This is a genomic window from Paenibacillus sp. FSL M8-0228 (assembly GCF_038007385.1).
Lineage (GTDB): Bacteria > Bacillota > Bacilli > Paenibacillales > Paenibacillaceae > Paenibacillus > Paenibacillus polymyxa_D.
Genome location: NZ_JBBOXA010000001.1, coordinates 3,969,882 through 3,983,108, shown reverse-complemented (window position 1 = coordinate 3,983,108; position 13,227 = coordinate 3,969,882). Strand labels below are relative to the sequence as shown.

The window sequence follows — 13,227 nt, the reverse complement described above, 5'->3', positions numbered from 1 at the left end:
GTGGAGCTTTTCAGACAAGTACCACTGTATAGATTTTTAGCTTTATGTAATGAAAGCGGTATGGAAAGAACGGTATTGGACTGCGGGGCGGGAGGTGATTCCCCTCCATTAAGTCTATTTGTCCATTATGGATACAAAACTATTGGAATAGAAATGAATGTTGAACAGTTTCAAAAAGCGAATCGATTTGCAGAAATGAGAGGACAGAATTTAAATATACAACATGGTGATATGAGATCTTTATCATTTAGTGACGAGTCGATTAGTTTTGTGTATTCATATAACTCGGTGTTTCATATGAGAAAAGAAGATGTGAAACAATCAATCAATGAAATGAAACGGGTATTGAAACCCAATGGAGTATTATTTGTGAATTTCCTAACCGTTAAGGATTTTCGGGTTGGAGAAGGTGTTGATTTAGGAGATAACCAATATGAACAGATTGAAGATAATGAGCCAGTTATCCATTCGTATTATGATTACAATGAAGCTGATGCGATGTTTGATGATATGAAATTAATCTATAAAGAAGATCGAGTTTTGGAAAGAATCTATGAGGGCAAAAAAATACGACAAGGATTTATTGATTACATATTAAAGAAATGAATATATAAGATTTATCGTATGTAATTCGAAGAGGTCGTGGACATCTGTTAACATCGCATTCAACGCTGCGTGGCGGGTCAAGTCCGCCACTTGGTCCGGAAGAGGCATTTCGGGGGAGTGAATTCACCGGACACATCCCACCGCCTAACTGCCGCAAGCGGCAGCCGGCCCTATACGGGCCTTAAGGCGCTGAGACGTCGTGAATGCGGGAACGTTATGCGTAACTTCCGGTAGTATTATCATTTGCACCAACTAAAGAAAACATACTGAAGTTGGCCAAAGGATTTAAACGTAGCTGCGGGAGCATTGAACAATTTTTTAGATGGGCTGTAACCACAGATGAAGAGATTATAAATAAGGGAAAAGAAGATGATAGTTTTATAAAACAGATTAAAAGATTGTATAAAGAGATGGGTTGGAAGGCGTAAATTAGAATGTCAATCAATGGAGTGATAACTACACATAACATAATATTCAAGCTGCGGCCCCGTTGGAGCCTAGGTCTGTGAGAAGGATTTCGGAGAGGCATTTCAGCAGACAACCCCTTCGGGGTTCATGAATACAAAAACGTTAACTGAAATTCCGACAAGTTCATGATTGAAGGAAATATCAAAGGAGGAATTAATTTGCCTTGGCCTATGGTACACTTTGCAATTTCAGAAAACCTTTCTATTAATGCCCCCTCACCCAATTTTTTATTAGGCAGTATTGCTCCGGATGCGATTCATATGAGAGGGAAGGTATCCAGGGAAGAAAAAGGTGTGACTCATCTCGTACATAACGATAAATTACCAGCCAAGGAATTGATCATGGAGAAGTGCAAGGAATATTTACTGAAGCAAGCGGGGCCAGAATGGAAGGACTTTGTTATAGGTTACTTTTCACATATTTATACAGATTTAAGGTGGACAGATACCGTCTATTTCGATTTTGAGAAAAACTACAGAGGCGAAAAGAATGATATTAGAAAGACATATAACCTTGAAGTTAGCCAAGTAGAATTTGATCTCTTAAGATCAATGGGAAGTACTGAAAAACTGTTTACAAAACTCTTAAAAGCTAAGGGATATACAATAAATCCTTACATTACGCAGCTTGAAGTCAATCAGTATAGGGATAATAAGGTGAGATGGCTGCAAGATCTAAAGAATGAACCTCATATAGCACCTATCTATTTTAAAGCAGAAATTATTAAGATCTTTGTTAGTGAAACATCAAGGGAATTGAAAGAACTATTTAAAGACCAGAGTATTGATTATTTCGAAGGAGGCCGGAACATTAGTTAACATCGTATATACGCTGCGTCCTGACGGCCTTGGTCTGCAAGAGGGATTTTGAGGAAGCCTATTCACCAGACAACCCTGCACCACCTAACCGCATCGCGGCCGGACCTACGGTCCTTAAGGTGGTGAGGGTTCGTAGATACACAAACGTTATCAGAAATTAATGCAAATCTGAAATGCTCAAACATAAATATCTACTAAGAGAAGGTGCCTTCATGGACAAGAATTCATTAAATAGAAGAAGCATTATTGTTGACGGGGAAAATGGTGTCGGCAGCTCGGAAGACTTAAAAAAGAATGTTGTTCATAAAACAAACAGCCTATATTGGGATACCAAAGGAAATGACTTCTTAAAAGCAATCGTGCTCCCTTATTATGGAGCATTTATCTCAGAAGAAAATTGCCAGCTCTTTGGTGATATCTCAGGAAAAAAACTGCTGGAGATCGGCTGCGGAAATGGTCAATCCTTGCAATATCAAGGGGAACGAAACGCATCTGAACTATGGGCTGTGGATATTTCAGAAAGACAAATAGAAAAGGCAGCGCAACATTTGAAGTCATGTGGAATAGCAGCAAAATTGATATGTTCTCCCATGGAAGAAGAATGCGGCATCCCGACGGATTATTTTGACTATGTTTATTCAATTTATGCCATAGGTTGGACCACCGATCTTGAGGGTACCTTTCGACGAATATCTTCTTACCTTAAAAAAGACGGGCTATTTATTTTCAGTTGGTCTCACCCTATACACAGATGGGTTACTACAGAAAATGATAGGTTTGTAATTAATAAGAGTTACTTTAATGAAGGTTGGTATCCGGTGGCAGTTGATGAAGGTGAGCTATTGTTAGCGGACCGTATGCTGTCAACTTATGTAAACGCGCTTGCAAAAGCTGGGTTTGTAATTGAGCTAATGATTGAGGAATGTGATTATGAGTTTATGCAATTGCGGGATGATAACAGCGATATGGCAAAGAGAGCAAAAATGCTTCCAGTAACTTTTGTGATAAAGGCAAGAAAACTATAAGATATAAAAACAAAAGCGAAACTGACTCCAAGATTTTTAGAGGTTCGAGGAAGGTATTGACATCCGATAACAAAACATTCACGCTGCGGGTCGCTGTCGCGCCTCTTGGTCCGCCCGAGGATTTTCAGGGAAGATTAACAGGCGGACAACCCTGCACTGCCTAACCGCATCGCGGCCGCTCCCGTTGGTCGCTTAAGGCAGTGAGGGTTCGTGAATACAGGAACGTTAAGTGAAATTCCGAGGCAAAATTGAAAGGAAGCTAGAGGATGATTAATGGAGATCAATTAAATCAATTTGAGACTGCAAAAAATTATCAAGAAGCCTTTCTGTCAACGAAAAGAGAGTGGGACAAAGGGAAGCGTGACTTGAGTATATGCTTGAATTTAGGTTTTATATCCTGGTATTTGAGTGTCGAATCTGGAAATACGTTTGTTACTCAGGGGCTTGATGATAACGATTATGAAATGATTGAATTGACACTAAACGAAATTACAGAAGAAGGGATACATAATTTCTCGAAAGAGACGCAGTTTTTATTGATTTTCGGTTATATGATCACTTTGTTTCCTCATCATTTTGGAGACTATGAGCATTGGGAAAGCATAGGGAAAAACATGCTGTCCAAAGCATACGAGTTGGAACCAAGTGATCCAATAATTGAAATGGTTTTTCTTGCGGACAGTATGAGAAGTGAAGGTTATAAAAATGCTTGTTTAAGAGCAAAAGAACATATTAAAGACAGATTTAAGAATAAAGGATTAATGGATAAATATTTTCAAGACGTATTTGATAGGTAATTCAGAGGAACATCACTTAACATAATATTCACGTTGCGGACATTCGTCCTTGGTACGGCAGGAGCCGGACACCTCAGCATACGCTGTGGTCGTGAATACAGAAACGTTATCTGCAATTTCTCAAATATATTTAGGGAGGGAGAAGTAATGAAAAATCATGATGATGAAAAATCTGCCTTAGAAGAAGCTGCCGTTAGCATCTTTGTAGATTTATATAATTTAAATCGCGAAGATCACTTAGAAGTAATAGAGAGACGTGAGCGTCCAGATTATATCTTAAAGAGCATAAAAGATGGATTAGTAGGTCTAGAAGTAACTCACCTATTCTACGATGCCGACGAAGCTAAAATGTTATTTGGAAGATCGGCTGAGGAAATGCATGGATTAGAAAATTCAGCCAGCTATATGCAGGTTCTTAATGAACTACTGAAACAGAAGGAAAAAAAGATAGAGAAGTATGATGCTGCATATCCAATAGCGCTTTTAATTAGGAACGCTTCTCCTATATTCGGAATGAGTGATTTTCTTAGAAATAAAAATGAGATATACAAGCCAGAAAAATACACTCATATTTGGTTTGTTTCAAAAGACGGAAATGATAATGAATGGTCGTTAAAAGACTTGCTTACTGTTTAGTCAAAGAAGTGAGAAACAGCAGATAACATAATATTCATGCATCGGACATTCGTCCTCGGTCCGGCAGTCGCCGGACACCCAGCATGCGCTAGGTCATGAATACAAGAACGTTATATGAAAGATCGGTAGACCTTTAAAAAGAGAAGAATTAGAAAAGGGGATAATAAAAATGGATGAAATTTACTTTTTAAGACATTACCTCTCGTCTCTCAGGTATCGATGTTCAAAAGCAATTCTAAATGCTCCAAGTAATTACCCGAATTATGAGCTCGGTAACGGTGTAAGAACTCCAATTGAAATTTTGGCACACATGTCTGATGTCATAAGATATGCCCAATCCGTTTTTGATAACCAAGTACAACTTAAGAAAGAATCAGGAAACTGGAATGACGAAGTACAGACATTTTTTAATGAGCTGCATAACTTAGACAATTTAATGAAATCAAATGGAATACCAAACAAAGATAGAATTATCGAAAAACTGATTCAAGGACCATTATCAGATGCAATGACACATGTTGGTCAATTGTCAATGATAAGAAGAATGGCTGGATATTCAATACCTGGAGAGAATTTCTTTATTGCTGAAGTAAAGGTTGAATAGTTATTTTAAGGTGGTGGGGCGTCGTGAATACAACAACGTTATCTGAAACCAATGCTCAATGCAAATAAAAGACAAAAATTAAGGAGCCAATAATGCAATTATCTCAGAATAGTATGAGTGGAATTAAAGGCTGGCTGCTTCTCTTTGTGATCTATTCTTTTTATCTACTTATAAGTAATTTAATAGGTCTTTATTTCGAATTTTATATTTATATGTTAGTTGGAACAATTGGTTGGAATCTTGCTAGAACTATTTCTGTCGGAATATATTTATTTTCTGAAGTCTTAATTATTGTTTCTCTAGTGCTTATATTGAAGAAGAAAAGGAAAGGACCAAATATAATAATTCAAATTGAAATAATCACTATAATATTTGGATTTTTAAACTTCATTCTCACAATTAACAAAATAGATGAACTCCCAAGTTTAATCTCTACAATTATTTTTGGATCAATATGGATTTTGTATTTTAAAAACTCAAAACGAGTCAAAGCAACATTTGAAAGTTAATCAAGAAGGCATTGGCATCAGATAACAAAATATTCACGCATCGGGCCATTCGGCCCTCGGTCCGGCAGAGACATTTTGGGGGAGTGGAAGCAGCCGGACAACCCTGCACTGGCTAAGTCCGTCGGACCCGGCACGTTCGCTCCTTAAACCAGTGAGGGTTCGAGAATACAAGAACGTTATCTGAAAGATCTGCCCCAGAGAGAGTGAAAGTATTATATTCGCAACGTCCTGTTGCTCGAAGAAATTATACAGATTCATGGGTGGTGTTTTATGAATTCAGGATTTCATGGGAATACATTCGCAGTAATAATAGCAGTGGAAAATTATCAATTTAGAATCAAGACAGTTGATTATGCGAGGAATGATGCAATAGCATTTTAACAATGGCTTATAAATAATCTTAAAGTACCTCAAGAAAATATTAAGCTTTGGCTTGATGTTGATGCGACAAAATCCGCGCTTAATGAAGAACTTCAATATGAGATATCAAATCTTACTGAAAGTGATCGATTTATTTTCTATTATGCTGGTCATGGATTTTATGATGGAGGATATAACAAAATAACAACGTGGGACACTCACCCAAATAATATACAAGAAACTACTGTTTCACTAAACCGAATATTAATGGAGCCACTAAGAAACTCAAGATGTAATCAATGTTTGATATTTATAGATGCATGTGCGAGTTATATTGATGAGCAATTAGTTAGCAGAGATTTTATTGCTGATATGAATACCAAAGAGTTTAGCGATTTTGTGCGATCAAGCAATTATAGAGCTATGTTTCTGTCATGTTCACGTGGAGAGAAATCATACGGTAGTCCAGAACTAGAACATGGAATATGGACACATTTTCTGATAAAGGCATTAAATGGAGAAGCCCCCGAAGCAGTTGAACGTGAACGATTTATTACTAGTACATCATTGCAGAATTATTTAGGAAAAATAGTTCCGGATTATATTAAATCTAGTACAGACATAAGAGGAACTCAAAAACCATGGGCCGAAGTCTCTAGCTCAAATACATTTATTATTTATGAAGTTTCAGGAGCTAATTCTGAAGTAAGTAATAATTATATTGATTTTATATTTATTCCTGAAAGGCTTATTATTGATTTTGAAAATGACTTGATAATTGCTCATCTTAGAGGTCTCGAGAATGATGGAAGACATTTTCCAATGTATGATTATGAAGGATTGAAAGAAATAGATGTAGAGGCGTATTGTATAAGGATTAGTAAGGTTAAGAATGAAATAAGAAAGATATTAGAAGAAATTATGGATTTTCTAATGGAGTACGAGTGGGAGGAAGAAGTTATATTTGAGAGAAGTGATGATAAATTCAACATTAGTGCATTTCTTTACGAAGATGACAAAACGAGAGAAATAACTGTTTCTCTGGGGCTATCCTTAAAAATTTCAGGCCTACACCCAATGGGTGATACAATATTTAATTCTGAATTCGACGTTGCTAATGATGAACTTAAAATATATACAGATTCTAGTGATTACAATGTAGAGGAAGTAGAGATTCAAGAAATCTTTTCGGATTGCTGGGATGAAATTAGAAGATATTTTTTGCTTGAAAAGGAAATTGAAAAAGAATTATTAAATGAAATTGACGAGTAAATAGATATTCAGTTGAAATATATTATAACATTAGTAATTAAATGTGGGTCGACGTCCTGTCTTAATTCGGAGATGTGGGGCAGATCCATCAGATAACAACATATTCACGCTGCGGCTCCTGGCGGAGCCTTGATCTGCCCGAGGCATTTCGAGGAAGTGAAGTCAGGCAGATAACCCTGCGAACCTAAGTCTGCAAGCGAACCCGGCCGGTCAAGCCGGCCTTAAGGTTCTCGGGTTCGAGAATACAAGAACGTTATGTGAAATCACCTAAATACTAAATTGGAGTTGATCTTATGGAATTTTCTGAGGTGATTGATTTTCTAAGTAATGATAATAGTTATTGGAGTTCTCGTGGACATGAAGAAATAGATATACCATTTGATGTTACGCCTTCAGAATACTTGTCCTTTGCTGAATTTGATTTAGAATCGGGAACTGAAAAACACAGTTTAATAAATGCTCTCTCAAATGCAAAGAGATCTCTTGACTGCCAAATTGATTGTTTGATGATTGCATTTGGTTTTTTTGGAAATTCAAAAAAATGGAATGTACCTAAGAAGATAGAGACTTTAAAAAACTTAGGAATTATTGCTCCTAGAATATTAAATAAAATAAATTCTGTAAGGAATTTAGTTGAACATGAATTTGTTGTTCCAAATAAAGAACAAGTGTCAGACTTTATAGATATTGTTGCACTATTCAATGCAAGTACAGAAAAACATATTTTTAATTTCCCGGGAGATAGTCAAATAGAACACGATTTAATAAAAGAAGTTTTTCTAGATATCAAGTTTAAACGTAACCAAAGAAACATAAAAATAGAAGTAAGAGAGAAAGGTGTAACAGATAGACAGATATTTAATATTGATTCAAGTCATGATAATTATAATTTTTATGAAACATTATATTGAGAATTTTTCTAAATCGTGACGAATATAACTCGAAGATAAGTGACTTTACTTAAACAATATACTCACGCACCGGGCATGTACCCTCGGTCCAGCAGAGGCCAGACATCCCAGCATTCGCTAGGGTCGTGAATACAGGAACGTTAAGTGAAATTCTAATTAAATGATATAATGTAACCATAAAAGGACAGGAGGGATTAATGTGAAGTGGCAAGAAGTACAACAAATCTTCCCGAATCAATTTGTAAAGTTTGAAATTCTTCATTTCGAAGAGACAGAAAATAAAGAAATCATAGATGACGTCGCTGTGATTGGTCCTGTAAGTGACGAAGAAGCAACAAGAGAGTTGTTGAATAGCCGAGACAAAACCTTGGTTTATCATACTTCTAAGGACCAGGTCATTGTGAAGGTTCGGAAGAATGTTGGTTTAAGGAGAAATCTATAAATGAAAATTGAATATAGGGATGGGCTGTTGTTCACCGAAATAACAGTCCATTTTAATGGAGAAAAGAAAGTCATAAATAACATAGTTATTGACACAGGAGCAAGCCATACATTGATTTCACAGGATGAAGTAGATGATATTGGGATTCAGGTCGGGATGGATGACGAAATCATAACAAGTTACGGAATTGGAGGGAAAGAACACGCATTTTCCAAACGGATCAAGGGAATACAGGTAGGAGATTTTATTTTAAGAGATGTACTCATAGATTTTACTTCATTTAAATATCACAATATCAACGGATTATTGGGATTAGACATATTGGTAAAAGGCAAATTCAATGTAGATCTAGAGAACTTTAAACTCTCTCGTTCATAAAGCCATTAAATTTAAAAAGGTTATTCAAAAAAAAGTTGAACTTCACTTAACACAATATTTACACTATGTTTTCGATGGAACCTTGGTCTGCGGGATGAGTTTCGGAGAGGAATTTCAGCAGACACCCCCTAACGGGTTCATAAATACAAGAACGTTATAGGAGATACTTGATAAAAGGAGAAAGCAAAATGTTTTAGAAATATCTGCGGACGAAAGGGTATTAAAGATAGATGTTTCACCGAATATGGCTTATGAATCCAAAGGAACATTTTATGAGTTTCCACATTCAGAATTTAATGAAGAGCATCCACAAATTTATCATACAAACCTCTGTTGTAGTTTCAATGGAACAAATGGATATGGAATGTACATTGACGCAAGAGGTAGAAATCAATGAAAAGAAAAATATTCTTTTGAAGAAAATGAAGATCAAATAGTTGTTGCTAGATTAGAAATAACGGAACTCCTAAATGAATGGAAAGAAAAAATGGGAGATTCTTGGTTTTATTGGCTTGATACATTAGACGATGATTATGCAGTAATTAGTAAAAGAGCTGATAGAATTGTAAATGAAGATATAGCGGTTTACATGTCGCATTAGTCCGGCTGAAATGTCGCAAAAGTACATGGTAACGCGATGTGGAGATATATTATACTCGCCTTATATTTCGATAATGAAAATCATTATCATACATAAGGAGGATTCACCATGAATAAAGGAACAAAGAGGCAAGCTGCCGGAAGCATGGCACATGCTAACCATAAATCACGATTTTTAATGGGCTGGATGCTGGCCCTTGTTCTTGTACTGACGGCTTGCGGTGCCGGAGCAGGTACAAATGGCGGCAATGAGTCTGCTACAACTCCAACGGACACGCCTTCGAATGGAGCGTCTCAGACTGCCGGAGCCTTCCCGGTTACGATCTCGCATATGAAGGGTCAGTATACGCTTAACGAGAAACCAAAGAAAATTGCTGTGCTTGATGTCAAATTTCTGGATCAATTGCTAGCCGTTGGCGAGCAGCCGGCAGGCAGTGTTATCGCTGAAGGCAATACCACATTTCCGGAATATTTAGGCGATAAGCCGGGTGACGTACAGGTTTTAGGTACACGGGACAAGCCCAATCTGGAAGCGATTGTAGCATTGGACCCGGATCTTATTTTAATGACTGATTTTCAAGAGAAAGAGTATGAGAGTGTAAGCAAAATAGCACCCACAATCGTACTTGACTTCTACGAGGATTGGCGAGATACGTTAGCTACGGTGGCTGCGATCACAGGTAAGCAGGCAGAGGCAGAAACTGTGCGTAAGGCTTATGAGGACAAAATTGCAGGACTGAAGGAGAAGCTGTCGGAGAAGTTGGGAGAGGAAACGGTAGCACTTATTCGTCCGAGAAAAGAAGGCATTCGTGTTCATGGTCTTGAGCATCGAACAGGCGGCATTCTGTATGAGGATTTGGGCTTAAAAATGCCTGCATTAGTCCAGAAGATCAAAGATGATACCTCCGTTGAAATCTCGATGGAGAAAGTTCCTGAGATTGGTGCAGATCATTATTTTGTTCTGTCTGATGAGTTGTTTGCGGCAGAGGCAGAGGCTTTGGATAGCAGTTCAGTATGGAAATCCCTTGATGCAGTCAAAAATAACCGTGCATATGATGTTAATTCTACACTTTGGATCGCTTATTATGGCCCACTTGCAATTAATATTATTGTAGATCAGGCATCGGAAGCACTGTTGGGATCGAATTAAAATGGACCATTATCTATCGACTGACTTATGGCAGCAAACGGTGGAAGAACACTCGATTCGGCTTGGTGAGCCGTCTGAAGATAATGTCCGTATTATTGCTTTGAGTCAACTACATGAAGAAGCTGCATGCCGAGAGTATTTAAGCTGGCTTCAAGAGTATATTGGTGCGCCTGACATGAGGGTAGCTGCTTCGATGTTAGCTAAGCGAATCGGCTACCTGTGGATTGCTCCGTTGCTGACCGCGATGACCGTTCATCATCAGCATGTTTCTTTTCGGCTAGACAACAGCTTTCTCTATCATCCGACGCTCACAGCTAATGAGGGGGGGACGCATTTTCCTTTTCTAGCTATGAACGGGCTTCGGGCAGAAGCACTAACTGGAGACAGGGAAGTGTGGCGGGAAAAGGTGGTAAAGGAGATGTTTGCGTTACACCTTGCACCGCTGTTAAAGACGCTTGCTGCAATTGCTCCTCTTTCGATGAGTATCCTTTGGGAGAATATCATGATACGCATTGTCCCATTATATACTCCTGAAGTAGACAATGCTGAGCAAGAAAGTCAGCACATCCAGGCAGATTTTTTATATCTGACGCAAGGAGCGCCCGGGCATTTGTTCGGTGTAAAAAGAAATCCGTTCACCCGGTTCACAAAAAATAAGGACAGCTTTCCAGCCGTGAAAAGCAAGCGTACCACCTGTTGTTTTTATTACCAGATGTCAGGGGAATATTGCAGAAAATGTCCGAAAATTGACAATGAGAATAAATCTCAATTAAAATGACAACAGCAACAATTTTACTTTTGCTGACAGGCCTGGTTGTAGTTAATTGGTTAAGCCCAGTCATGCGAGTCACTCTAGCAAAGGATGCTATTGTCAGGAGATGAGAGAAATGCCGCTACAAGAACAGACAAGTCTATGGAGTGATACAACGATCAAGATGCTTGACGAGTATAGCGGTACTTTGCAGACAGGCAGTGTTCTTCGCGAAACGGAATTAACTTCGAATGTGTTGTTGCTGGCATACGGAGGGGAAGGGGAGCTTGCAATGAATGGTGAGGTTTGCCACATTGGAGCTTCTTTTGCTGGTCATGTTGTTAAGGGGACATCCTTAACGCTGACGGCCAGATCAGACGACATTTATTATATCGTGATCATGTACAAGGCTTCTTCTATGGAGGGAGCCTCTCTTGTTTTGCCTTCATATCGAAAACATCCGTTGCGCACTTCATTTGTGCAAAATTCGGTAACCCAAGCAGAATGGATCGAGAATGCAGAAAAAATCGTTGCCAAATGGCGTCGTGGCGAAGGGATGGAACGTTTTCATGCCAATGCGTTGCTTCAGGGCATGATCTACGAACTGATCATGGATTACGAACGTGATCAGGGAGGAGAAGCGTCTGACATGGTGGATGTTGTCGCTTCATATATAGCGTCGCATTATCGCCAGAATCTGGAGCTTAAAGAGCTGGCAGCCCTTGCTGGATGCAGCTTAAGACAGCTGCAGCGACGATTCAAACAAGAGAAGCAGCTCGGACTGACTGAGTATGTCATTCAGTTGCGCATGGAGAGTGCATCGCGGATGCTGCGTCACACGGATGCTCCCATCGGTGAAATTGCTGACAGAATGGGCTATCGCGACATGTATTATTTCAGTAGGGCGTTTAAGAAATATTATGGCATCCCTCCGCTGCGTTATAGGCTTGATGCCGCTTCGAAAACAGATATAGACTATGCTCATTCCTTGCAGCTGAACCGCACAGCTTCTTCATATGAGTCGGCCCAAGGCTCGGTGATATGCCATATGCGAGGGGAATACTATGTTATCGGATCTCCGAAGCGTATCGCTGTACTCGATGTGCAATATGCCGATCATTTGCTTGCGCTGGGGCTCTCTCCAGCAGGTAGCGTAGGACTAGGCAATGCAGTGTTACATTTCCCTCAAACGATCAGGGCAGGACTTCAGAATACTGAATTACTCGGAACATATGAGTACCCCGACCTGCTTGCAGTGGAACGACTGTCTCCGGATCTAATTATTTGCACCGAGGTGCATGAGCCGCACTATGAACAGTTAAGCCGGATCGCTCCAGTTCTCATGTTTAAGCGCAATGAAAACTGGCAGACTATTCTGACTCTGTTCGGTGAACTGACAGGCAAACGAGAAGAGGCAAAGCGTATTATAGCGGATTATAACCGACGAACCACATTGCTGTCCGAAGAACTTGCTCCCGTTCTGGCAGGCAAGAGCGTCGCACTGATCCGTCCGCTGGATTCTCTGGTTCGCGTGCATTCTGCCTCTCATCGTACAGGGGCTGTGCTGTACCATGATCTAGGTCTGCCTGTTCCGTTATTTGTGGCAGATACCTCCGACACGGCCTATCACATCTCAGTTGACAGACTACCGGCTGTACACGCCAGCCATTACTTCTTGCTTAGCCATGAACTCATGCAGGAGGGAATATCCGCAACAGAGCAACGTGTCTGGGGAATGCTTGATACCGTTGAGCGCCAGCACATACACTCGGTCGATGCCGCGACATGGATTGGCTGTTATGGACCCACAGGCATCAATGGCATTGTGGATCAGATCGCTCAGGCTTTGTTGGCTTGATGGGAGAAGAAGTTGCTACTTGTGCGCATAGAGATTTTAACA

At 39.4% G+C, this 13,227-nt stretch carries 14 protein-coding genes; all 14 read left to right on the top strand.

The window, feature by feature from the left end; all coding sequences use genetic code 11:
• The 14 genes from MKY98_RS17785 to MKY98_RS17720 all read left to right on the top strand — a co-directional run bounded on the left by MKY98_RS17785 (position 1) and on the right by MKY98_RS17720 (position 13,185).
• Positions 1 to 606, top strand: a complete 606-nt coding sequence (locus MKY98_RS17785) for a class I SAM-dependent methyltransferase (RefSeq protein ID WP_013372319.1) — start codon at positions 1 to 3, stop codon at positions 604 to 606.
• Between the two features lie 626 nt (positions 607 to 1,232).
• Positions 1,233 to 1,892 carry a hypothetical protein gene (locus MKY98_RS17780; RefSeq protein ID WP_069010392.1) on the top strand — a complete coding sequence of 220 codons (660 nt, stop codon included), beginning with the start codon at positions 1,233 to 1,235 and terminating at the stop codon, positions 1,890 to 1,892.
• A gap of 212 nt (positions 1,893 to 2,104) precedes the next feature.
• A complete protein-coding gene (locus MKY98_RS17775; RefSeq protein ID WP_013372320.1) occupies positions 2,105 to 2,917 on the top strand; it encodes a class I SAM-dependent methyltransferase in 813 nt (270 codons plus the stop codon).
• A gap of 266 nt (positions 2,918 to 3,183) precedes the next feature.
• Entirely contained in the window at positions 3,184 to 3,714 is a 531-nt protein-coding gene (locus MKY98_RS17770; protein WP_069010393.1) for a hypothetical protein, read from the top strand.
• Between the two features lie 147 nt (positions 3,715 to 3,861).
• Positions 3,862 to 4,350, top strand: coding sequence for a hypothetical protein (locus tag MKY98_RS17765; protein WP_069010394.1), 489 nt, complete (start codon positions 3,862 to 3,864; stop codon positions 4,348 to 4,350).
• Positions 4,351 to 4,519: 169 nt separating this feature from the next.
• Complete coding sequence (locus MKY98_RS17760) at positions 4,520 to 4,954, top strand: hypothetical protein (RefSeq protein WP_069010395.1); 435 nt, start codon at positions 4,520 to 4,522, stop codon at positions 4,952 to 4,954.
• A gap of 92 nt (positions 4,955 to 5,046) precedes the next feature.
• Positions 5,047 to 5,463: a DUF2569 family protein gene (locus MKY98_RS17755; protein WP_029515461.1), complete on the top strand. Its 417-nt coding sequence runs from the start codon at positions 5,047 to 5,049 to the stop codon at positions 5,461 to 5,463.
• Positions 5,464 to 5,853: 390 nt separating this feature from the next.
• Entirely contained in the window at positions 5,854 to 7,095 is a 1,242-nt protein-coding gene (locus MKY98_RS17750; protein WP_341011443.1) for a caspase family protein, read from the top strand.
• 293 nt (positions 7,096 to 7,388) lie between these two features.
• Positions 7,389 to 8,006, top strand: a complete 618-nt coding sequence (locus MKY98_RS17745; RefSeq protein WP_230585174.1) for a hypothetical protein — start codon at positions 7,389 to 7,391, stop codon at positions 8,004 to 8,006.
• A 199-nt stretch (positions 8,007 to 8,205) separates the two neighbouring features.
• Complete coding sequence (locus MKY98_RS17740; RefSeq protein ID WP_013372314.1) at positions 8,206 to 8,448, top strand: hypothetical protein; 243 nt, start codon at positions 8,206 to 8,208, stop codon at positions 8,446 to 8,448.
• Positions 8,449 to 8,826 carry a retropepsin-like aspartic protease gene (locus MKY98_RS17735; protein ID WP_013372313.1) on the top strand — a complete coding sequence of 126 codons (378 nt, stop codon included), beginning with the start codon at positions 8,449 to 8,451 and terminating at the stop codon, positions 8,824 to 8,826.
• 709 nt (positions 8,827 to 9,535) lie between these two features.
• On the top strand, positions 9,536 to 10,576 hold the full coding sequence (locus tag MKY98_RS17730; protein ID WP_069010396.1) for an ABC transporter substrate-binding protein: 1,041 nt from the start codon (positions 9,536 to 9,538) through the stop codon (positions 10,574 to 10,576).
• 1 nt (position 10,577) lies between these two features.
• Positions 10,578 to 11,354, top strand: a complete 777-nt coding sequence (locus tag MKY98_RS17725; RefSeq protein WP_069010397.1) for a (2Fe-2S)-binding protein — start codon at positions 10,578 to 10,580, stop codon at positions 11,352 to 11,354.
• Positions 11,355 to 11,463: 109 nt separating this feature from the next.
• On the top strand, positions 11,464 to 13,185 hold the full coding sequence (locus MKY98_RS17720) for a helix-turn-helix domain-containing protein (RefSeq protein ID WP_069010398.1): 1,722 nt from the start codon (positions 11,464 to 11,466) through the stop codon (positions 13,183 to 13,185).
• The last annotated feature ends 42 nt before the right edge of the window (positions 13,186 to 13,227 follow it).